Raw genomic sequence first — 22,907 nt, 5'->3', positions numbered from 1 at the left:
CCGGCCGGCGATTATTCTCGTAACCGCATGATCTTTCGATAATATCCGGAACAGACGGCCTGCCCGGAATCTGTACACAATGGCACATCGCTTGCTTCATGGCTGCTAGAGTTCGTTGCCGGAGTTTTTGTTGCCATGGGGGCTGACCAGCCAGAGACGGTAGCCGCGATCGTCGCCGCGCATCGCGCAGGTGCGATGACGCCGGCGCAGACGATCGCACGCAGCTATCAGCGCATCCGCGACTATGGCGATGATGCCGTCTTCATCAGCCTGCGCGACGAGAAGGACGCGATCGCGGAAGCCGAGAAGCTCGCGGCGCGGAAAGATGCAGCAAACCTGCCGCTCTATGGTGTGCCTGTCGCGGTGAAGGACAATATCGACGCGCTGGGCTTTCCGACCACGGCGGCCTGCCCGGCCTTCTCCTACACGCCGACACATGACTCCACGGCCGTCGAGCGCCTGCGTGCGGCCGGCGCCATCATCATCGGGAAGACCAATCTCGACCAGTTCGCAACCGGCCTCGTCGGCGTGCGCTCGCCTTACGGCATTCCCAAAAATCCGATCCGCGAGGATCTCATTCCCGGCGGGTCGAGCTCGGGCTCGGCAACGGCCGTCGGCGCCGGCCTCGTGCCGCTGTCGCTCGGCACCGACACTGCGGGAAGCGGCCGGGTGCCGGCGATGCTCAACAACATCGTCGGGCTGAAGCCGAGCCTCGGCATGATCTCGACGGCAGGGCTCGTGCCCGCGTGCCGCACGCTCGATTGCATCTCGGTGTTCGCTCTTACGGTGGACGATGCCGCGCTCGCGCTTTCCGTGATGGCGGGGCCGGACCAGGCCGATCCGTTCTCGCGCGACCGGCCGCTTGGTGCAATGACGCCGTTCCCGGCCAACATTCGTTTGGGCGTGCCGCGCAACGGGCAACTGATCTTCTTCGGCGACAAGAAATCGGAGGCCGCCTATGGCGAGGCCTTGAAGCGTTGGACCGGGCTCGGCGCAACGCTGGTCGAGTTCGACCTCGAGCCGTTCTACGAGACCGCGCGGCTGCTCTACGAGGGACCGTGGGTCGCCGAGCGCTATCTCGTGATCCGCAATCTCCTCGCCTCCGCGCCGGATGCGATCCACCCCGTGACGCGGGAGATCACCGTTGCCGGCGCGCGGCTCACCGCGGCCGAGACCTTCTCCGCGCTCTATCGTCTGCAAGGCCTGCGCAAGATCGCCGAGCGCGCCTTCGCGCAGCTGGATGCGGTGGTGCTGCCGACGGCGCCCACGGTCTATTCGACCGCGCAGGTGCTCGCCAACCCAATCGAGCTAAACAGCCGGCTCGGCACCTACACCAACTTCGTCAACCTGCTCGATCTCTGCGGCCTGGCGCTGCCGGCATCGATGCGACCCGACGGCGTGCCCTTCGGCATCACGCTGCTCGCGCCCGCCGGCCGCGATGGATTTCTCGCCAGCATCGGCCGGGTATTCCACGCCGACACGAAGCTCAGCGTCGGCGCAAAGGGTGTTGCGCAAGCACCGCTCGCTCCGCTGCCGGCCAGCAGCGCCGACGAGATTCCGATCGCGGTGGTCGGCGCGCATCTGTCCGGCATGGCGCTGAACGGCGAGTTGAAGGCGCTGAACGCACGCCTGATCGAAGCAACGAAAACGGCGCCGGATTACAAGCTCTATGCGCTCGATACGACGCCGCCAAAGCCCGGCATGCTGCGCGTCGAGGCGGGCAAGGGATCTGCGATCGCGCTGGAAATATGGGCGCTGACCGCATCCGCCTTCGGCAAGTTCGTCAACGCGATTCCAGCGCCGCTCTCAATCGGGACAATCAAGCTCGCCGACGGCCGCAGCGTGAAAGGCTTCATCGTCGAGCCGGAAGCGCTGGGCGCTGCGCGCGACATCACCGCGTTCGGCGGCTGGCGCGCGTATATGGCGGAAACTGCGACGGCGTAATCGCCTATCGTAGGGTGGGCAAAGCGACTTGTCCGCCGTAGCTCGAAGAGCGAAGGCGGAAGCGTGCCCACCATTGGTGCGGCGAGAAAAGTGGTGGGCACGGCGCTACGCGCCTTTGCCCACCCTACGACATCTACAACTTAAACCGACACCGCGTAGATCTCGTATTCCCCGCGCACCAGTTCGATATGCGCGCGCATGGCGGCGGCGGCGCCTTGCTTGTCGCCGCGCATGATGGCAACGACGACGCGGTCGTGCTCGGCTTGCGACTTGGCGAGCCGGCCGAGATTGCGGAACTGGGCGCGACGGAACGGCTGCACGCGGACACGGGTGGCGAGCGTGATCTCGGCGATATAGCCGTTCTGCGAGCCGGCATAGATCGCGTTGTGGAAACGCTCATTGACCTCGTGGAACCGCTCCGGATTGCCGGTGTAGCTCAAGACCCGCAGTTCCTCGTGAATGGCTTCCAGACCATGGCGCTCGGCCACCGACATCCGCTCGGCGGCAAGGCCGGCGCACATGGCCTCCAGCTCCGCCATCGCCTCGAACATGCTCGTCAGCCGCTCGATCGAGGGCTGCGCCACCACCGCGCCGCGATGGGCGCGCGCCTCGACGAGGCCGCTCGCCACCAGCTGCCGCAGCGCTTCGCGCACCGGCGTGCGCGAGACGTTGAAGCGCCGCGCGATATCGGTCTCATCCAGCGGCGCACCGGGCGGCAAGGTTCCGCGCACGATCTCGTCCGCGAGCTGAAGCCGCAGTTCCTCGGCACGCGTGACCTTCTGCACCGAAGGCAGCGCCCGGTCGACGCGCGGCACCACCGGCTCGGCCGGCAGAGCTCCAGGCGGAAGATCGTCAAGCGTCATGCGATCAGGTCTCTTTCGGCTCGTCGATGATGCTGACATGGGCGGCGACGACGCGCCAGCCCTCGGGGAAGCGGACCCAGGTCTGCATCTGCCGGCCGACCCGGCCCGGCATGGTGTCGCGATAGAACAGCGTGGAGGCGACCGCGGTGTCGCGGCCGTAGCTGGTGATAACGGTTTTCGCGGTGCGCCGGTTCAACCCGACCGGCGAGCGCGCGGCGCGAAAGCCGGAGATCGCCTCATAGCCGTAGAGGTTCTCGCCGATGCCATAGCGCAGGGTGCGGGAATCGTTGCGAAAGAGCTCGCCGAGCACGGCGACGTCGTTGCTGACCAACGCGGTCTCGTAACGCTCGAACGCGGCTTTGACTTCCGCGATCACGTCGGGGAGATCGATCTCCATCTCAAAACCCTCTCGGCGACGGCGCTGATACCACGCCCATCCGTTCCAACGCGTGCGCGACGCGCAGCGCGACATCCTCGCGCCAGGGCGCGGCAATGATCTGCACGCCGATCGGCATCGGCTCGAGCGGCACCGGCACCGCAACCACGGGCAGGCCGATGAAGGAGATCGGCTGGGTGTGGATGCCGATATTGGCGCGCACCGGCAACTCGACGCCGTCGAGCTTGAACGTCACCTGCCCGAGCTTTGGCGCCGTGCAGGGCGTCGCGGGCGCGAGCAGCACGTCGACGGACCTGAAGATCTCAGCGAGTTGCGCGCGGTACCAGCGGCGGAATTTTTGCGCGCGGTCGACCAGCGCCGCCGGCACCATGGCGCCTGCGATCAGCCGGTCGCGCACCGCGGGATCGAAATCGTTCGGCCGCTTGCGCAGGCGATCGAGATGCAGCGAGGCACCTTCGGTGGTGGTGATGACATAGGCGGCCGCGCGGGCGCGCGCGGCCTCGGGAATGTCGATCATTTGCGTCGCGCCGAGGGCCTTGGCGACGCGACCAACGGCTTCGACGGCTTCGGGGAACACGTTCTTCTGGAAGTAGCCGCCAGCGATTGCGACGCGCAAGCCGGAGATCGATTCCGCGAGAAGCGGCGCGACCGGCTCGACACCACGCGTGGTGCAGGCGGCATCGTCGGCATCCGGGCCCTGCATCGCGTCATAGGCCAGCGCGAGGTCGGTCACAGAGCGCGCGAACGGGCCGAGATGATCGAGGCTCGCGACGAAGGGGAACGAACGTGCGCGCGACAGCCGGCCATAGGTCGGCTTCAGGCCAAAGATGCCGCAGAACGAGGATGGCACGCGAATTGAGCCGTTGGTGTCCGAACCCAAGGCAATCGGCACCAGCGCGCCGCCGACGGCGCTGCCCGAGCCGCCAGAGGAGCCGCCGCTCATCCGCGTCGTATCATGCGGATTGCGCGAGGGGCCGTCATGGACGTTCTCGCCGGTGAAGTCGTAGGCGTATTCGCCCATGTTGAGCGCGCCGACCAGCACGGCGCCGGCCGCTTCCATACGCTCGATCAGCGTCGCATCGCGCGTGGCCGGTGCGCGGTCGCGATTGATCTTCGAGCCGGCGCGCGTCGGCAGGCCCGCAACGTCGAACAGGTTCTTCACCGCGAACGGGACGCCTGCGAGCGGGCCGACCTTCTTGCCTGCGGCGATGTCGGCATCGATTGCGCGCGCTTTGGCGCGAGCGCGCTCGGCAGTGACGTCGGTGAAGGAATTGAGAATCGTGTCGTGCTGCTTGATGCGGGCGAGCGCAGCTTCGGTCGCATCGAGCGCGGACAGCTTGCCGCCCGCCACCGCCTTGGCGATGTCCGCTGCCGTCACTTCGGGAGCTGTCGTCATGGCGGCATCAGGCCGTGAACACGGGCGCCGGCTCGATCTCGTCCGGCAGCGCGAATTCGTCGACGAGGCGGGCGAGCCGCAGCGAGACATCGAGGTTGGCGCGAATGGCCGGCCTCCAGGCCTCCTCGATCGGCAACACCAGCGCTTGCGCCACGGCGTCGATATAGTCGTCCAGCGGTTCGGCGGCCATCACGCTCCCAAACAGGCTCTCAGTGCGCCGGTAACGGCGGATGCGGGATCGCCGTCAACAGCTCCTTGGTGTAGTCGTCCTGCGGATCGCTGAGGACTCTTTCGGAAGTCCCCGCTTCGACGATTCGACCCGCCCGCATCACAATGACACGATCGCACAGCAAGCGCACTACATTCAAATCATGCGAGACGAACAGGTAGCTCATACCTAGCGATGCCTTGAGGTCCTGGAGCAGATTCAGCACCACCGCCTGCACCGAGACGTCGAGCGCCGCGGTCGGCTCGTCCAGGATGACGAGCTTGGGATGCAGCGCGATCGCCCGGGCGATGCCGACGCGCGCCTTCTGTCCGCCGGACAATTGATGCGGAAAGCGGTCGAGCAGATTGTGCGGCAGGCCGACCATGGTCGCGAGTTCCTCGCAGCGCGCCCGCAAGGCATCGCGTCCCCGGATGTCGCCGAGTTGCATGATCGGATCGGCGATAGCACGCGCGGCGGTGAAGCGCGGATTGAGGCTGTCGGTCGGGTCCTGGAACACCATCTGGATGCGGCTGCGCAGCGGCAGGCGCGCAAAGGCGCTCGGCATCATGCTGCCGATCTCCTCGCCGTCGAACTGGATGCGGCCGGAGGTCTGGTCCAAGAGCCGCATCACCATCATCGACGTCGTCGATTTGCCGCAGCCGGATTCGCCGACGAGGCCGACGCTCTCGCCATGGCCGATGGAAAAGCTGATGCCGTCGACCGCGCGGAACATCTCGGGCTCGACGGGCGGCTTGCGGCCGAACAGTTTTCCGATCAACGCTGTCGCGCCCTGGCGCGGGTATTCCTTGACGAGCTTTTCGATCAGGAGGAGGGGCTTGGTTGTATCGACACTTGCGGGAGCGGGAGTCGTCTCAACACGCTCGGCGCTCGCGGCGGCCGGCGCGCTCGCCGCCTCGTCCTCGGGCAACAGATCCCTGAGCGAGACGCCGATCCGCGGCGTCGCGCGCATCAGTTTTCGGGTGTAGGGGTGCTGCGGGTTCGCGAAGATGTCGGCGGCCTTTGCGGTCTCCACCACCCTGCCCTTCTCCATCACCACGACGCGGTCGCAATAGGCGGCGGCTAGCCCGAGATCATGCGTGATCAGGATGGTCGACATCGCACGCCGCCTGGTCAGCTCGACGATGAGGTCCATCACCGCCTTCTGGGTGGTGACGTCGAGGCCGGTGGTCGGCTCGTCCGCGATCAGGAGCTGCGGGTTGCAGGCGAGCGCGAGCGCGATGACGACGCGCTGGCACATGCCGCCGGAGAGCTCGAAGGGATAGGCGTGGTAGCGCTCGCGCGGACGGGCGATCTTGACCTGCTCCAGCGCCTCGATCGCCTTCTCGCCGTGACCGGTGACCTGCGCCTGCTGCACATGGGTGCGCAGCACGTCCTCGATCTGATCGCCGACTTTGCGGATCGGGTTGAGCGCGGCGCGCGGGTTCTGGAAGATCATCGAGACCTCCCGGCCGCGCAGGTCGCGCATCTGGTCTTCGGACGCGGCCTTCACGTCGATGCCGGAGAACATCACCGAGCCCTCGGCGATCCGCCCGGCGCGGTCGAGGATGCGCATCACGGCATAAGAGGTCACCGACTTGCCGGAGCCGGACTCGCCGACGATGGCGAGTGTCTCGCCCTTGGCGACGGAGATGTTGACGTGCTGCACCGCCTTCACGATGCCGCGGCGGGTGGTGAATTCGACGGTGAGGTCCTGAACGTCGAGCAGCGGCTGGGCGGTCATGACGGCCTCCCCGCGGGGGCTTCAACCAAAAAGCTCGAAAACAACCCCATGCAAAGTAGAATGAGATTGAATTCATTGAACAATTTTTGCCGGAAACTTGTACGTGAGGCGAGCACAACTCTCCCGCTCCCTCCCCCCTTGTGGGGGAGGGTTGGGGAGGGGGGTAGCCCCAAGCGAGGTCGGAGTTCGTGGCTACCCCCCTCCCTGCCCCTCCCCCACAAGGGGGGAGGGAAAGAGAGAGTTGTGCCCACCTCACATGTGAGCTTCACGTTCCTCTCCCCGCGCTCGAAGCCAACCATCACTCACGTCCTCCGCTGCGGGTCGACGATGTCGCGCAGGCCGTCGCCGAGCAGGTTGAAGCAGAACACGGCGAGCATCAGCGCAAGGCCCGGGAACAGTGCGATCCACCATTCGCCCGACACCATGAAACCGGCGCCCTCGGCGACCATGATGCCCCACTCCGCGGTCGGCGGACGGACACCGAGGCCGATGAAGGAGAGGCCGGCGGCATTGAGGATGGCATAGCCCATGGTCAACGACATCTGCACGATCATGATCGGCATGATGTTCGGCAGGATGTGCACCAGGAGGATGCGGAATTCGCCGTTGCCCGACAGCCGCGCCGCCTGCACGAAGCCGGCGTTGCGGCGAACGTTCGCTTCGGCGCGCGCGACGCGGGCGTAGAGCGGGAAGTTGACGATGGCGGTCGCCAGGATGATGTTCTGCACGGTGTTGCCGAGCGCGGCGACGATGCCCATCGCCAGCACGAACAGCGGGAAGGCCATGATGGTGTCGGCGATGCGGCCGACGATGCGATCGGTCCAGCCGCCAAAATAGCCGGCCGCGATGCCGGCGAGTCCGCCCATCAGAAATACCAGCACGACGGAGGCGATCGCGATGAACGTATCGAGCCGGGTTGCCACGATGACACGGCTAAAAATGTCGCGGCCGAGTTGATCGGTGCCGAACCAGTGCGCGGCCGAAGGCGGCTTGAGCGACGCGGCGGTGTCGGAGGCCAACGGATCGTACGGCACCACACAGGGACCGAGGATCGCGGCAAGGAGGATCAGGATCAGGAGCGCGAAGGCAAAGCCCGTGACCTTGTTCTCGCCGAGAACGTAGCGGGTTTGTTCGAGGATCGCGACCAATCCCGAAGTGCGGGCGGGCCCGACGGGCTCAACAGCAGGCGCCACAGAACTCATGAATGCCCCCTACCCTTCCAGCCGTACACGCGGATCGATCACGCCATAGAGGATGTCGATCAGGAGATTGAGCAGCACGTACATGACCGCCATGGTCAGCACGAAACCCTGCACGGGCGCGAAGTCCGACGAGATCAGCGCCTCCACCGCGTAGGAGCCGATGCCGGGCCAGGCGAAGACTTTTTCCACCAGCACGTTGGCCCCTAGCAGGAAGGAGAACACCATGCTGAGCGTTGTGATGACCGGCAGCATCGCATTGCGGAAGGCGTAGGTGACGATCACCGTTGCCGGCGACAGGCCGCTGGCGCGCGCGGTGCGGACGAATTCGGACGCGAGCACCGCCAGCATCGAGGCGCGCGTCATGCGCGCGATCGGCGCCAGCGAGAAGATCGCAAGCGTCGTTGCGGGCAGGATGAGCTGGCTGAACGCGGAGCGGAAGGCCTCGAAGTCGCGCGCGATCAGCGTGTCGATCAGATAGAAGCCGGTGATCGTGGGCGGCGCGCTGTAGAACACATCCAAGCGACCGAGCGGCGCCGGCGACCAGCCGAGCTGGAAATAGAAGGCATAGACCAGCACGAGGCCGGTGAAGAACACCGGCAGCGACACGCCGGCCGTCGTCGTCACCCGACAGAGATGATCGATCCAGGAGCCCGGCCGTGTTGCAGCCAGCACGCCGAGCGGAATGGCGATGGCGACGGAGACGATGAGGCCGAGCAACGTCAGCTCAGCGGAGGCCGGCAGGCGGTTGCGGATCTCGGTCGCGACCGGCTGGCCGGTCGTCAGCGAGGTGCCGAAATCGCCATGCGCGAGATCATTGGCGTAGCGGAAGAACTGCTCGATCAACGGCTTGTCGAAGCCGAGCTTCTTGCGGATCTGCTCGACGGCTTCTTTCGTTGCGGCGGGGCCGGCGAAATACGCAGCCGGATCACCGGGCAGCGCGCGCGTCAGCAGGAAGGTGACAATGACGACGCCGATCAACGAGGGAATCGCGAACATCAGGCGCTTGCCGATCATGGTCAGCATGGGGTGTTCCTCGCATCGATCGCGTATGAGCTCGCTCTAACCGCGGACTCCGCTGCGCCCCCTCTCCCACGCAACCGGGGTTTACCCCGGTTGCGCATTCTTGATCTGCGCAAGTCGGGCAGGCCCGACTTGCGATGGGAGAGGGTTGGGGTGAGGGGTAACCCCAGGCGAGGTCGGAGTTCGTGGCTACCCCTCACCCTGCCCCTCTCCCACAAGGGGAGAGGGAACGAGAGAGCGGAGCTCACCTCACGCGCGCTGAAGAGGTCAACAGATGCCGATGCGTCGCGGACCATCAGCATGGCATCTCACCCCTTCGCCATCGCGCGGTAATCGAGCCTGCGGTGGAACCAGTATTGGTAGCCGGAGATGTTCTTCTGCATCGCGACGTTGACGAAGGGCTGGTAGAGCGGGATGCGCGGGACCTCGGCGAAGGCGAGGTCGACAAAACCCTTCACGTCGGCATCGTAGGCTGACTTGTCGCCGGCTGCGGCCGCGGTGCGCGCGCCGTCGATGAGCTTGTCCATCTCGGGCGACTTGTAGCTCATGGTGTTGAAGACGGAATTGTTGCCGTGATAGCACCAGTAGAAGAAGTATTCGGGGTAATCGAGCCAGCCCGAGAACACGTTGGTGAAGAGCGGCATCTCCTTCTTGTTCAGCTCGGTGCGCCAGTTGGCGCCGGGCACCTTGTTGATGGTGGTCTTGATGCCGAGCTGCGCGAGGCTCTCCTGCACCAGCACGCAGAGCGGCTCGTTGACCCCGGCGAAATTGAGGTCGAACGAAATCGTCGTCTCGAATCCGTTGGCGTAGCCGGCTTCTGCGAGCAACGCCTTTGCCTTCTCCATGTCGGTGAAATATTGGGTCGGCTGCGGCCAGGCCACTTCGGTTGCCTTGTCCTTTGCCGCGCCGAACATGGGATTGCCGAGCCCGAACAGCACCGCGTCCATGATCTTCTGGTACGGCATCGCATAGGCGATCGCCTGCCGGACCTTCGCATTGTCGAAGGGCGGCCTGGTCACATTCATGCCGATGTACTGGATACCGTTGGAGAACGGCAGCGACACCACGTTGAGCTTGCCGTTCGCCTTCATCTCCTGAAAGTCCTTGAACGGCAGCTCGTAGGAGATGTCGGCGTCACCACGCTCCAGCAGCGCCCGGCGGTTGCCGGCCTGCGGCACCATGCGCCAGATCACGCGCTTGATTTTCGGCAAGGGACCGCCGACCCAATCGTCGTTGCGCTCCATCACCACTTCGGTGCCGGCGGTCCACTTCGTCACCTTGTAGGCGCCGGAGCCCGCGGTCTGCTGCTTGGTGTATTCGAGACCCCACGGATCTTTCTCGCTTGCGTTCTTCTTCACGAGCTCCGAATTGACGACGCAGGGCACGATGACGGCGAGATCGGGAATCGTCAGGCGATCCTTTTTCAGAAAGTCGACGCGCACCGTGTAATCATCGACCACGACGAACTGCTCGGGCTTGGTCAGCGAGCCCGCGCTCATCTGGAAGGTCGGGAAGCCGCCGACGCTGACGGCGCGGTCGAGCGACCACTTCACGTCCTTCGCGGTGACCTGTGTGCCGTCGTGGAATTTGGCGTTCTTCTTGAGCTTGAAGGTGACCGACATGTCGTCGATCTTCATGTCGTCGGCGAGCTCGCCTTTGAACTTGTCGCGGTCGTAATAAGGCACCCCGCCCGGACCGCTCTTCATCTCGTGGCTGATCAGGCGGTCGTAGCAATTCCAGGACACCTCATAGCCGGGCACGTTGGTGCCGACGCCGTGGATGTCGAGATTGTTGGGGCCGCCCTCGGAGACGATCAGCAGCGTCTCCGAGCGCGCATCTGCTTTTGCCTGGGAGATCACGTGAGGGGCAGCCGGGAGCACCGTGCCTGCAGCCAATCCAGAGACGGATTTCAGGAAATCGCGGCGCTTCATGACACTGCTCCAACGCAAAAAGGTTTTTGGTTGGAACGGGATTCGCAAGGTTCGTGCCAAAGCTTAATGAGATGCTAAGGCGCGACTAAGTCACTGATATAGCGAAATAAATGCCAAAATATCGCAAGCCGCGAGGACGAATATTCGCGCGCTTATTGCATACAAAGAGCCTATTTTGCTTACTGAATAGGCTGGCTTCGTGAGCGCATTCAGATTGGGCGCCGCCCTACCGGTCGGGGCTCGCGCGCTCGAACTGGCGGAGCAGCTTGTTGCCGCGCTCGACTGCCGAATCCAGTGCAGCCTGGGCACCCTTCTTGCCGGCAAAGGCCTGCTCCAGCTCATCCTCGATGACGCCACGGATCAGCACGAAGGAGCCGAGCCGGATGCCCTTCGAATTCTCCGTCGGCGGATGCAGCGTGATCTCCTCGAAGGAGATCGCGCTGCCCGCGTTGCGCTCGTAAAAGCCCTGCGCGCGGGTCAGCTCAAAGGCGGCGCGGGTGATCGGCAGGTAGCCGGTGTTCTGGTGCCAGGCCGCCTGCACGCCCGGCTGCGACAGGTAAGCGAAGAACCGCGCCACGCCCTTGTACTCGTTGCGTGGACGGTCGCGCAGCACCCACAGCGTGGCGCCGCCGATGATCGAGTTCTGCGGCGCGCCCTTCACGTCCGGCCAATATGGCATCATGCCGTAGCCGACCTCGAACTTCGAATTGGCCTTGATGTCGGCGCGCGTGCCGGAGGAGCCGATGAAGATGCCGCATTCGCCGTTCTGGAAGCGCGGCTCGGCCGCCTGGCCGCGGCCGCTATAGTCGAACACCTTGTCCTTCTGCCACTCGGCGAGCTCTGCGACATGGTGCACGACGACCGGATTGTTGATCCTCAATTCGGCATCGAGCCCGGCAAAGCCGTTCGCCCTGGTCGCCAGCGGCAGATCGTGAAACGCCGAGAGATTCTCGACATGAATCCAGGACGGCCAGGACGTGGTGAAGCCGCAGGCGGCCCCGCGCTCGCGCAGGCGCTTTGCGGCAGCCCCGAGCTCCGGCCAGGTTTTTGGCGGCGTCTCCGGATCAAGCCCCGCGTCACGGAACATGGCCTTGTTGTAGTAGAGGATCGGCGTCGAGGCATTGAACGGGAATGACAAGAGATTGCCGGCTGCGTCGGTGTAATAGCCGGACACGGTCGGAAGATAGGCGCCGGGCGAGAACGGCTCGTTCTGATCCTGCATCAGGCTGAACACGGGATAGATCGCGCCCTTGGCCGCGGTCATGGTGGCGGTCGCCACCTCGTTGACCTGGACGATCGCCGGCTGGCCGCGCGAGCGGAAGGCGAAGATCGCCGCCGTCACCGTCTCGGTGTAGCTGCCCTTGTAGCTCGGCACGATCCGGTAGTCGGATTGCGAGGCGTTGAAGTCGGAGACGAGCTTCTCCAGCTGCCGGCCGAGCTCGCCGGACATCGCGTGCCAGAGCTGGATGTCGGTGGCGGCACGGGCCGGCGAGGCCAGGACACTCGGCACCAAGGCGAAGGCCGCAGCGACGGCGACGGTCTGCAAAAGACGCAAGAAAAAACGCAAGGCTCTAACCACCATCGTTCATCCCGACTCGCGCGAACAAAAAGCGACGACTTTTGCCCCGCACCTGCTTAAGGCGCGGCATGGCTGGTTTCAATCAAGAATAAGAATCGGCCGCGCTGCACAATCGGCCCGCTCCGCGGCTCGCAGCAGGATAGCGTTCCCTTGACCTTCTGCTAGATTGCATTGAACCTTTTCTTCCCGCCATAGACTCCATCACTGAGGGGTTGAGTGTGCCAGTGTTGAGCCGTGCCGAACTCTCGCGGACCGGGGTGGTTATCGTCGTGCTCTTGTTCGCGATGTGCGCGACAGGGGCGTTTGCGCGCGAATTTCGCGCCGCCGACACCCAGACCGAGGATTACCCGACCGTCCAGGCGCTGCATTACATGGGCGCACTGATCGCGGAACGCACCGGCGGCCGGCATGAGGTCAAGGTGTTCCACTCCCGCCAGCTCGGCGAGGAGAAGGAGACGATCGAGCAGACCCGGGCTGGCGCGATCGACCTCAACCGGACCAACGTGGCGCTGATCGGCAACTTCGTCCCGGCGATGAATGTGCTGGCCATGCCGTTTCTGTTCCGCTCCATCGAACATATGCAGAAAGTGCTGGATGGGCCGATCGGCAACGAGATCCTCGGCAGCTTCGAGCCTTTCGGCTTCGTGGGCCTTGCCTTCTACGATTCCGGCGCGCGGTCGATCTACAACGGCGTCCGGCCGGTGAAGAGCGTGGCCGACCTCAGGGGCTTGCGGATCCGCGTGCAGCAGTCCGAGTTGATGTCCGCGATGATCCGCTCGCTTGGCGCCGAGCCGGTCGAATTGCCCTATGGGCAGGTGCTGACGGGGCTCGCGACCCATCTGATCGACGGCGCGGAAAACAACTGGCCATCCTTCGTGACCACGGACCATTACAAATATGCCGGCTACTACACGCTGACCGAACACACGATGAGCCCGGAGGTACTGGTGATCTCTCTCAAGGCATGGCGCAGCCTGTCGGCAGAGGACCAGCAGATCTTTCGCGAAGCCGCGCTGCGCTCCAGCCACTTCATGCGCGAGAAGTGGCGCGATCTGGAGGAGCAGTCGCAGCGCAAGGCGCAAGCCGCCGGCGTCACCATCGTCAGGGATATCGACCGCAAGCCGTTCGAGGACGCGATGGCGGGCATCTACGCCAAGGCCGCGCAGGACCCTGCCACGGCCGCGCTGATCGAACGTATTCGCAAGGTGGAGTGAGGCCGCTTGGCAGCGCTTGGACACAGCGACAAGGAAAGGCCGCCCGGCCCGGTCGGACGCTTGCGCGCCCGCCTCGTCGGCGTGCTGCGCGCCGTCCCGATCCGCTGGCGCATCCTGTCGATCGCGGCGCTGAACTCCGCCGTGGTCGTGGTGCTGGTGGCGATGATCTGGAACGGTGCGCAGGTGCTGGCCTCCGCCTGGGACGACGTCCGCCAGGTGCGCGAGTCCGACAAGATTCTGGCGCTGCTCGAAAGCGAGACCGGGCGCCTGCAAAACCTCATCCACCGCTACATCAACCAGCCGAGCCCGGACCTGTTCGCCGAGATCCTGCTGCTCCGCGAGGCCGTGCTGGGCACGCTGACCAACCGCGCCGCCAAGGACCCGATGCTGTCGGGCTCGGTCGAGGAGCTCGAACGCACCACCGAGCGTTTCCTCAACGGCTTTGGCGAATTGCGCAGCGTGCAGGCGACCATCGCCAAGACCTATGAGGACCAGGTGCTGGGACCCGCCAAGGACATGGCCGGGCTCTATTCCATCATCGAAGGCGCCACCGGCCATCGCGACGCGCTGATCTGGCCCTCGCTCGGCAAGTCCCGCGAAGCCTTCACCGCCATGCTGGTCGCGGCCAATTCCTACTATCTCTCGCTCGCGTCGGCCTCCGCCGAGGACGCCCGCCGCAACACCGAGACGATCGAGAAGACCATCCCCGTCATGAGGGACCTCGCCGACAACGATCTCCAGCGCATGGCGCTGGAGCGGCTCGCCACCCGCACTGCCGCGCTGCGCGAGGGCTTTGCAAACCTCTCCGAACAGCTCACGAGCCGCACCGAGCTCTTGCGCAACACCATCGACGCCAGCCAGGCCGAGGCGATCGGCGCCATCGACGACCTCTCGACCAAGATGCGCCAGCGCGAACAGCGGGCGCAGGAGACCTTTGACCGCACGCTGTCGGACATCTCACGCCGGGTGCTGTCGATCGCGGTGATCTTCCTCGGCATCATCCTCACCGTCGGCGTGCTGATCGCGCTGTCGATCCGGCTGCCCCTGCAGCAGATCATGACCGCGATGCGCGCGATCACGATCGGCGATCTCGACCGCGAGGTGCAGGGCATCAAGGCGCGCGACGAGGTCGGCGCCATGGCCCGCGCGGTGGAGGTATTCCGCGAGAACGCGATCGCCAAGCGCCAGACCGAGGACGAGTTGCGGGCATCGAAGGAGAAGGCCGAGAGCGCGCTGCTCGAGCTCAATACCGCGCAGCAGAACCTGATCGACGCCGAGCGGCTTGCCGCGCTCGGCGGCCTCGTCGCCGGCGTCGCCCACGAGGTCAACAACCCCATCGGCATCAGCCTCACGGTGGCTTCCAGTTTCGCTCGACGCAGCGAGATCTTCGAGGCGCAGCTGAAGGGCGATGGCGGCCTGCGCCGCTCGCAACTGGAAGAATTCGTGCAGTCCTCGCGCGATGCCTCGCAGCAGCTCGTCGCCAACCTCACGCGCGCCGGCGAATTGATCCAGTCGTTCAAGCAGGTCGCGGTCGACCGCTCCCATGCCGAGCGGCGGCAGTTTTCGCTCAGCGAGGCCACCGACCAGATCATCGCGAGCCTGCGCCCGGTGCTGAAGCGCGCGCCGATCACGCTCAACGTCGACGTGCCCGAAGGGCTGCTGCTCGACGGTTATCCCGGCTCCTATGGCCAGATCCTGACCAACCTGTTCCTCAACGCGGCCAACCACGCCTTCGCCGGCGGCCGCGCCGGCACCATCTCGATCTCGGCACGGCCGCGCGGGTCTGATGACATCGAGATCAGCTTTGCCGATGATGGCGCCGGCATGAGCCCGGACGTGCAGCGGCAGGCCTTTGACCCTTTCTTTACCACCCGGCGCAATGAAGGCGGCACGGGTCTTGGCCTCCATATCGTCTATAACCTGGTCACCCAACAGCTCGGCGGCCGGATGATGCTGGAATCCAAGCTGGGACAAGGCACCACTTTTCGCATTATCATGCCCCGGGTCGCCAAGGGCGGCGCGCAAAGCACAGAGACTGACGGGACTTCTCAATGGCCGAACAGGACGATGTCCTCCACCTGATCGACGACACCGCCACCACGGCGGAGGATACGACTGCGCGGAAATGGAAGATCGCCGTCATCGACGACGACCCGGCCGTGCATGACGGCACGCGCTTTGCGCTCTCGGACTACAGCCTGAACGGCCAGGGCCTCGAGATCCTCTCGGCCTATTCGGCGGCCGAGGGCCGCAAGCTGATGCGCGAGCACAACGACATCGCCGCCGTGCTGCTCGATGTCATCATGGAGACGGATGTCGCCGGGCTGGAGCTCGTCGAATTCATCCGCAACGAGGTCCGGAACGAGACCGTCCGCATCATCCTGCGCACGGGCCAGCCGGGCCAGGCGCCGGAGCGGCGCGTCATCGTCCAGTACGACATCAACGACTACAAGGCGAAGACCGAGCTCACCGCCGACAAGCTGTTCACCTCGCTGACCGCGGCGCTGCGCTCCTATCAGCAGCTCGAGCGCATGTTGCAGACCAGGCGCGGGCTCGAGATCATCATCGACGCCGCCTCCACCCTCTACGACTTCAAGTCGATGCAGCGGCTCGCCGAGGGCGTGCTGACCCAGCTCGCCTCGCTGCTCAACGTCGACTGCGCCGGTATACTGGTGCTGCGCGACAATGGCGGAGCGGCGGGCGCGGAGCTGTCGGTGCTGGCGGGAAGTGGCTGCTACAGCCGCTTCATCGGCACCACCACCTCGAAAGCGCTCGACCCCGATCTGCGCACGCTCGTGGAAGCGGCCTTCCAGCGCCGCAAGAACGAGTTTGCCGACCATCGCAGCGTGATCTATTTGCGCACCGGCAGCGGCCGCGAGGTCGTGGTGCTCTTGCAGGCCGAGCGCGACCTCTCGGAAACCGACCGCTCGCTGGTCGAGATCTTCTCCAGCCGGCTCTCGATCGCCTTCGACAACGTCATCCTCTACCAGCAGCTCCAGGACGCCAATACCCAGCTCGAGGACCGCGTCGCCCAGCGCACCCGCGCGCTGATGCAGGCCAACCGAAGGCTTTCCGCGCAGTGGCTGCGGCTCCAGCGCGCCAACGGCTTCAAGAACGAGATTCTCGGCACCGTCGCGCACGATTTGAAGAATCCACTCGGCGTCATCCTCGGCCGCACCGAGATGCTGAAGGAGCTGATCACGACGGGTGCCTCGAGCGGCGGCGTCATCGCCCAGGTCGATCACATCCGCGACGCCACCAAGCGCCTGACCACGATGGTCGATCACCTGATCTCGGACGCGATGGCAGACGCTTTCGACATCACGATCCGCCGCGAGCCGGTCGACGTCGCTTCCCTGGTGCAGGAGGTCGCCGAGGCCAACCAGCCGCTCGCCGTCAACAAGCAGCAGACGATCAGCGTCAATGCGCCGACCAACATCGTCACCATGTGCGACACCGACCGCATTCGCGAGGCGATCGACAATTTGATCAGCAATGCCATCAAATACAGTCCGATCGGCGGCAAGATCAGCGTGACCGTCACGCATGAGGGCCACGACACCGTCATTCGCGTCAACGACGAGGGCGCGGGCCTGTCGCCGGAGGATTTGGGCCGCCTGTTCGGCCGGTTCCAGCGCCTTTCCGCCAAGCCGACCGCCGGGGAAAGCTCGACGGGACTTGGGCTTTCCATCGTCAAGCGTATTATCGACATGCATGGCGGCGAGGTGACCGCCGCGAGCGACGGCCCCGGCAAGGGCGCGACCTTCACCATCACGCTACCCGCGACCGAAACGCCATAGTTTGAGTGCCAGGATCTGAATGACATGACCCAGAGCCAGCACATCATGATCGTCGACGACGAGGCCCCGGCCCGGGAAATGGTCGGCGATTACCTCAAGATGCACGGCTTCACCGTGACGCTGTGCGACGGCGGCAAGTCCTTGCGCACCGCGATCCAGGGCAGCATGCCCGATCTCGTCGTGCTCGATCTCAACATGCCCGAGGAAGACGGCCTGTCGATCATCCGCGACCTCAAGAGCCGCATCAACGTGCCGGTGATCATGCTCACGGCGACCGCGAGCCCGATCGACCGTGTCGTGGGCCTCGAGCTCGGCGCCGACGATTATGTCGCCAAACCCTGCGAGCTCAGGGAATTGATGGCGCGCATCCGATCGGTGCTGCGGCGGAGCACGCCGGTGAAGGCGGTGGCGGCGGAAACGGCGGCGGCGAAATCCGACAAGGATCAGCTCGTGCGCTTCGGCACCAAATGGCTCGACCTCGAAGCGCAGGCGCTGCGCGACGACGAAGGCAACGAGCATCCGCTGACCGCATCCGAGTTCGGGCTGCTGAAAGTATTCGCGGCCAATCCGAAGCGCGTGCTGTCGCGCGAGCGTCTCCTGGAGCTCGCCAATGCGCGCGACGCCGAGGCGTTCGACCGTGCGGTCGATCTGCGCATCATGCGCATCCGCCGCAAGATCGAGCCCGACCCGACCAAGCCCGCCGTGATCCGCACCATCAGGGGCGGCGGCTATTTGTTCTCGCCGTCGGGCGAGAAGGCGTAGGCTTCAATCAAAGATCGCTATGATGTCCCGGCGAAGGGCCGGGACCCATTACCCCAGGGAGAAGTTGCGGCGCGAGGCTGAGTAATCCCGAGTCTTCGCCAAACCCAATCCTGTGGTGATGGGTCCTGGCTTTCGCCAGGACGACATTGAGATTAGAGCGGTGGCGAACGCGGAAGCCAAAGATTCGTTCCTATCCCCGCAAAGTCCGCACGCCCGTAAATCCCGTATGTTGAAATAATTGGCTTTTTTGCTCCGAATGTTTCGTCGCTGGCCTCGCGACGAAACAATTTGGCGGCGCACGAAACCATTTTCCGCTTGTCGCGCAGACGTCCCGAAACGCTGGCTCTTTAACACTTTGATCCAAGGAAACGCCGCTCGGTTGCGGCGCTACGGGGAGCCAGTCATGCAGAACGTCGTCGCCATCAACGCCCAAGGCAGCCAGGGCATCATTGCCGCTCAGGCGACATCGGACGAAATGCTTCTGGAGAGCATTGCCGACGGCAACCGGACGGCCATGCACATGCTGTACTGCCGTCACAATGTGCGGGTGTACCGCTTCATCCTGCGCATCGTGCGCGACGCCACCACGGCCGAAGACCTCGTGAGCCAGGTCTTCCTGGACGTGTGGCGGACCGCCAGCCAATTCCAGGGCCGCTCGCAGGTCTCGACCTGGCTGCTCTCGATCGCCCGCTTCAAGGCGCTGACCGCGATGCGCCAGCGCCGCTTCGAGGACATCGACCAGGAAGACGTGCGCCAGATCCCGGACGAGCACGACACGCCGGAAACCGCGCTCGACCGCAACGACACCAGCGCGATCCTGCGCGCCTGCGTGGCAAAGCTGTCGCCGGCGCACCGCGAGATCATCAACCTCGTCTACTACCACGAGAAATCGGTGGAGGAGGTCGGCCAGATCATCGGCATCCCCCAGAGCACGGTGAAGACCCGGATGTTCTACGCCCGCAAGCAACTCGCCGATTTGCTTAAGGGTGCCGGCGTCGACCGCTTCGCCGCCTAAAGATTTGTGATTTCAAAGGGATAGGACCGGTAAAATGGCCCTTTCCCGGGACACGAAAGCGTTACCGCCGACGAAACAATTGAAACGAACCACAACATCAGGCGGAAAAACTTCCTCCCTATAAAGCTCCATACGGTTTGCTTAAACCTCCCAAGGACCTCCAACGACCCGGACGGTGTGCCCGCCTCCGGGTCGTTTTTTATTTGGGAGGATGGGCTCTCGCCGCGCTTCCGCCTCTCCCGCTTGCGGGAGAGGCCGACGCGCTCGCAGAGCGCGGCGGGTGAGGGCTCTCTCCTCTTGGGGGAGTGCCGATTCCTCTTGGGAGGATCCACCGCGGAGACACACCCCCACCCCAGCCCTCCCCCGCAAGCGGGAGAGGGAGCGCACCGTCGTCCCGGCCAGCACCGCTCCGTCACGAACGCGTGACGCTGCGTAACGATCGAAGCATCCGACCCGAACTGCCTCGTGAGACCCCCATTCACGAGTGCCGCGATGCTCGACCTGATCTTTGCTGTCCTTGCCGGCGTCCTCACCATCGCCGCGCCCTGTACGCTGCCGGTGTTGCCGATCCTGCTCGGCGCATCGATCGGCCGCCCCGGGCGCTTGCGGCCCGCGATGATCGCGCTGGGTTTCGTCATCTCGTTTTCCGCAACCGCGCTACTGCTCGGCGCGATCACGCGGTTATTTGATTTCGACCCGAACGTGCTGCGTTCGGCGGCCGCCGTTCTCCTGCTCGGCTTCGGCCTCTTGATGCTATGGCCGACGCCGTTCGAGTGGCTGTCGATCCGGCTTCATGGCTGGCTTGATTTGGGCGGTTCGCAACACGCGCAGCGCGAGGGCGCGCTTGGCGGGCTGGTGCTCGGCACCACGCTTGGCCTGGTCTGGACGCCTTGTGCTGGGCCCGTGCTCGGCTCGATCCTCACCCTCGTTGCGACCTCGAAGAACCTCGCCTGGGCCGGCACGCTGCTGATCGCCTACGCGATCGGCGCGGCGCTGCCGATGCTCGCGATTGCCTATGGCGGACAGGCCGTGACCACGCGCGTAACCAGCATCGCGCGCATCTCGCCGCGCCTGCAGCAGGCCTTTGGCATCGTCGTGATCGCTTTCGCGCTGGCCGCCTACTTCCAATACGACACGCTGATCGTGGCGTGGCTCACCGGATTCTATCCCACCGGGCAGATCGGCCTGTAATTGCCTGCGTCCCATCGGAGGAAGCTCATGACCCCAAGACTGCTCGCCGTATCCGCCGCGCTGATCGGCTTCGTCCTGACCGGCGCCGTCATCCCCGGCATCTGCGATGAGGCTACGCGCCCCGTGCCGATGGTCACTGCCGCCGCAAGCCAGGAGACCGCGCCGGACTTCACCGGCATCAGCAACTGGTTCAACTCGAAGCCGCTGAGCCTCGCCGATCTCCGTGGCAAGGTCGTGCTGGTGGATTTCTGGACCTATGGCTGCGTCAACTGCGTCAACACGCTGCCGCATGTCACCGAGCTCTACGCCAAGTACAGGGACAAGGGCCTGGTCGTGGTCGGCGTCCACACGCCGGAATTTCCGTTCGAGCGCTCGGCCGCCAACGTCCAGGCCGCGCTGAAGCGTCACGGCATCACTTATCCGGTGGCGCAGGACAACGACTCCCGGACCTGGAATGCCTACCGCAACCAGTATTGGCCGGCGCAATACATCATCGACCAGTCCGGCCGCATCGTGTTCGAGCATGCCGGCGAGGGCCGCTATGACGAGATCGACCGCACGGTCGCTCGCCTGCTCAATGCCAGTAGCTGATCCCGCGCGGACATTACGAGGCTGGTTTTGGAATGCCGCCGTTGTTGCTTGACTCCACGGATGCGTCCGTGGAGTTTCGTGCCGACGGAATCGACCGCCCGAAATGGACGACGCGACCACCAATAACGACATCCGCCTTCGTGAAGGCTCCTCGATTGCGCAGCGGCTGGTGATCGCCGGCTTCGCGGCCGCTGTAGCCCTCTGCTTCACGCCGGGCCTGTTCACGCACGATACCCTGGAAGTGATCATCTCCGTGGTCGCGCTGCTCCTCGGAGCGGCGTTCATCGGCGGAATCATGCTCGCACCGGCGGTGGTGTGGATCATCACGCCGAATGAAATCCTGATCGGCAGGCAGCGCCCGTTCGGCCGGCTCCGCACCCGGATCGTCGCGAAAGATGACATCTCGCAACTTCAGGTCCAGGGACAGGTTCAAGGACGCAAGGCGTCCGCGACGCGCTTTCAGCTCGCCTTCACGCTTGTGTCGGGGGAGCGCCTGACGTCCCCGCCCATCTCCGACGTCACGCATGTCCGCGACACCGTTGCGCGGATCGCCGCGCAGTTCGGCGTTCCCAACGTCGAGGCCCCGGTCAATCCGCTCGATGCCGCCAATCCCGAGATGCATCTCGGCGAGCCCGTCGAGCCGTTCTCCAGCCGGGACATCAGGATCGTCGCATTGATCGTCGCCGGACTGTCCGCTGTTCCCTACGCCTACAAGCTCTGGCGAGGTCTGTCGCCCGGCCTGGTCGACATCATGCTGCTGCCGCTTGGCGCGATCGCCGCGTTCGCCGTCCACAGATATGCCAATCTCGTGACCGGCGCCTTCTGGATCATCCGGCAAGGCGACGTGCGCGTTGAACGCCTGTCGGGCGACGGCAGCTTGCGCGCCGACCATATCGAGGGCCGCGACGTCGAGGCGATCACGGTCGAGCGCCGCGGTCGATCCGAGGACGAGCACTGCATCGTCGCGATCAGATTGCGATCCGGACAGAAGTTTCGCAGCCCCCGCATCGGCTCGCGGCAAGAGGCGCGCGCCGTGGGCACTGAGATCGTCCGGCGGCTCGGAATAGGGCCTGAGAACAACCGGATCTGACTCGATGCCTGTTGGGTCGGGTGATTTGGCCGCGGGCTCGCTTAACCTCTCCCGCTTGCGGGAGAGGTCGCGCCGAAGGCGCGGGTGAGGGCTCTCGCCACATCGGGGGTGTCCCATTGCGGAGACACCCTCTCCCCACCCCTCTCCCGCAAGCGGGAGAGGGAGCGGACCGCCGCCGCGGCGGCAATCTGGGCTTTTCGCGCCATGCCCCCTGTTCGTGGCGTTGAGGCATGTCAAAAAACCGAAGCATCCTAGTGACATACCAGCCGGGCGTGCCATTAACTTGCCATGAAGCTGCCCCTGAGTTTTGATGGTTCGGAATGATTTGCGCTGTGGCAGCGGGGAGAGCTTGAAATGACGGATTTTCGTCGCCTGACCGGGATGTTGATCGCCACGCTCGGCCTGATCGTCTCCACCTCCTACGCCTCCGCCCAGCAGCCCGACCGCGGCGACGAGCCGGGCCTGATCGCGGACGATTCCTACCAGCTCGATCCGGAATGGCAGAAGCAGGTCGTCTACTACCGCACGACCGAAGCGCCGGGCACCATCATCATCTCGACCAACGAGCGGCACCTTTATCTGGTGCAGCCCGGCGGGCGCGCGATCCGCTACGGCATCGGCGTCGGCCGCGACGGTTTCCAGTGGCAGGGGCTCGTGAACATCACCAACAAGAAGGAGTGGCCGGACTGGACGCCGCCGCCTGAGATGATCCAGCGCCAACCCTATCTGCCGCGCTTCATGGCCGGCGGCCCCGGCAATCCGCTCGGCGCCCGCGCCATGTATCTCGGCACCACCGTCTACCGCATCCATGGCACCAACCGTCCCGACACGATCGGCACCAAGGTGTCGTCGGGTTGCTTCCGCCTCGTCAACAATGACGTCGCCGATCTCTACGATCGCGTCCCGGTCGGCACCAAGGTGGTCATCCGGCAGAAGCCCGAACTCTAGAGTCTATCGTTTGAG

General features: G+C 64.9%; 19 protein-coding genes. 10 read left to right on the top strand and 9 right to left on the bottom strand.

Annotated elements, in window-relative coordinates:
* Nucleotides 1-135 precede the first annotated feature (135 nt).
* The gene (gene atzF, locus NLM33_RS32090; RefSeq protein WP_254102224.1) at nucleotides 136-1,944 is read left to right on the top strand and encodes an allophanate hydrolase; all 1,809 of its coding nucleotides are present in this window, start codon (nucleotides 136-138) and stop codon (nucleotides 1,942-1,944) included.
* 140 nt (nucleotides 1,945-2,084) lie between these two features.
* Here atzF and NLM33_RS32085 read toward each other — a convergent pair whose 3' ends face one another.
* The 9 genes from NLM33_RS32085 to ugpB all read right to left on the bottom strand — a co-directional run bounded on the left by NLM33_RS32085 (nucleotide 2,085) and on the right by ugpB (nucleotide 12,284).
* Nucleotides 2,085-2,807, bottom strand: a complete 723-nt coding sequence (locus tag NLM33_RS32085) for a GntR family transcriptional regulator (protein ID WP_254102223.1) — start codon at nucleotides 2,805-2,807, stop codon at nucleotides 2,085-2,087.
* 4 nt (nucleotides 2,808-2,811) lie between these two features.
* Nucleotides 2,812-3,204: an oxalurate catabolism protein HpxZ gene (hpxZ, locus tag NLM33_RS32080; protein ID WP_254102221.1), complete on the bottom strand. Its 393-nt coding sequence runs from the start codon at nucleotides 3,202-3,204 to the stop codon at nucleotides 2,812-2,814.
* A 1-nt stretch (nucleotide 3,205) separates the two neighbouring features.
* Nucleotides 3,206-4,600 (bottom strand): AtzE family amidohydrolase, encoded by a 1,395-nt coding sequence (locus NLM33_RS32075; protein WP_254102219.1) that lies wholly within the window; start codon nucleotides 4,598-4,600, stop codon nucleotides 3,206-3,208.
* Between the two features lie 7 nt (nucleotides 4,601-4,607).
* A complete protein-coding gene (locus tag NLM33_RS32070) occupies nucleotides 4,608-4,790 on the bottom strand; it encodes a DUF4089 domain-containing protein (RefSeq protein ID WP_254102217.1) in 183 nt (60 codons plus the stop codon).
* Between the two features lie 19 nt (nucleotides 4,791-4,809).
* Nucleotides 4,810-6,549 carry an ABC transporter ATP-binding protein gene (locus NLM33_RS32065; protein ID WP_254102215.1) on the bottom strand — a complete coding sequence of 580 codons (1,740 nt, stop codon included), beginning with the start codon at nucleotides 6,547-6,549 and terminating at the stop codon, nucleotides 4,810-4,812.
* A 302-nt stretch (nucleotides 6,550-6,851) separates the two neighbouring features.
* A complete protein-coding gene (locus tag NLM33_RS32060; protein ID WP_254102213.1) occupies nucleotides 6,852-7,751 on the bottom strand; it encodes an ABC transporter permease in 900 nt (299 codons plus the stop codon).
* Between the two features lie 9 nt (nucleotides 7,752-7,760).
* A complete protein-coding gene (locus tag NLM33_RS32055; RefSeq protein ID WP_254102211.1) occupies nucleotides 7,761-8,774 on the bottom strand; it encodes an ABC transporter permease in 1,014 nt (337 codons plus the stop codon).
* Nucleotides 8,775-9,079: 305 nt separating this feature from the next.
* Nucleotides 9,080-10,702: an ABC transporter substrate-binding protein gene (locus NLM33_RS32050; RefSeq protein WP_254102209.1), complete on the bottom strand. Its 1,623-nt coding sequence runs from the start codon at nucleotides 10,700-10,702 to the stop codon at nucleotides 9,080-9,082.
* A 226-nt stretch (nucleotides 10,703-10,928) separates the two neighbouring features.
* Entirely contained in the window at nucleotides 10,929-12,284 is a 1,356-nt protein-coding gene (gene ugpB, locus NLM33_RS32045) for a sn-glycerol-3-phosphate ABC transporter substrate-binding protein UgpB (protein WP_254102207.1), read from the bottom strand.
* A gap of 215 nt (nucleotides 12,285-12,499) precedes the next feature.
* Between ugpB and NLM33_RS32040 the strand changes: the two genes are divergently transcribed.
* From NLM33_RS32040 to NLM33_RS32000, 9 genes are all read left to right on the top strand, one after another.
* Nucleotides 12,500-13,495, top strand: coding sequence for a TRAP transporter substrate-binding protein (locus NLM33_RS32040; RefSeq protein ID WP_254102205.1), 996 nt, complete (start codon nucleotides 12,500-12,502; stop codon nucleotides 13,493-13,495).
* Between the two features lie 6 nt (nucleotides 13,496-13,501).
* On the top strand, nucleotides 13,502-15,577 hold the full coding sequence (locus NLM33_RS32035; protein ID WP_254102203.1) for an ATP-binding protein: 2,076 nt from the start codon (nucleotides 13,502-13,504) through the stop codon (nucleotides 15,575-15,577).
* A complete protein-coding gene (locus NLM33_RS32030) occupies nucleotides 15,547-17,295 on the top strand; it encodes a DUF3369 domain-containing protein (protein WP_254102201.1) in 1,749 nt (582 codons plus the stop codon). Before NLM33_RS32035 ends, NLM33_RS32030 begins: the two co-directional genes overlap by 31 nt.
* Before the next feature lie 24 nt (nucleotides 17,296-17,319).
* Entirely contained in the window at nucleotides 17,320-18,057 is a 738-nt protein-coding gene (locus NLM33_RS32025) for a response regulator (RefSeq protein WP_254102199.1), read from the top strand.
* Nucleotides 18,058-18,460: 403 nt separating this feature from the next.
* Nucleotides 18,461-19,072 carry a sigma-70 family RNA polymerase sigma factor gene (locus tag NLM33_RS32020; protein WP_254102197.1) on the top strand — a complete coding sequence of 204 codons (612 nt, stop codon included), beginning with the start codon at nucleotides 18,461-18,463 and terminating at the stop codon, nucleotides 19,070-19,072.
* Between the two features lie 492 nt (nucleotides 19,073-19,564).
* Nucleotides 19,565-20,263, top strand: a complete 699-nt coding sequence (locus NLM33_RS32015; protein WP_254102195.1) for a cytochrome c biogenesis CcdA family protein — start codon at nucleotides 19,565-19,567, stop codon at nucleotides 20,261-20,263.
* Between the two features lie 27 nt (nucleotides 20,264-20,290).
* Nucleotides 20,291-20,854, top strand: a complete 564-nt coding sequence (locus NLM33_RS32010) for a thioredoxin family protein (protein ID WP_254102193.1) — start codon at nucleotides 20,291-20,293, stop codon at nucleotides 20,852-20,854.
* A 103-nt stretch (nucleotides 20,855-20,957) separates the two neighbouring features.
* A complete protein-coding gene (locus NLM33_RS32005; protein ID WP_254102191.1) occupies nucleotides 20,958-21,944 on the top strand; it encodes a hypothetical protein in 987 nt (328 codons plus the stop codon).
* A 354-nt stretch (nucleotides 21,945-22,298) separates the two neighbouring features.
* Nucleotides 22,299-22,892, top strand: coding sequence for a L,D-transpeptidase (locus NLM33_RS32000; RefSeq protein WP_254102189.1), 594 nt, complete (start codon nucleotides 22,299-22,301; stop codon nucleotides 22,890-22,892).
* The last annotated feature ends 15 nt before the right edge of the window (nucleotides 22,893-22,907 follow it).

It is taken from the genome of Bradyrhizobium sp. CCGUVB1N3 (assembly GCF_024199925.1).
In the GTDB taxonomy this organism is placed as follows: Bacteria; Pseudomonadota; Alphaproteobacteria; order Rhizobiales; family Xanthobacteraceae; genus Bradyrhizobium.
This window is presented reverse-complemented; position numbering and strand designations above follow the sequence as displayed.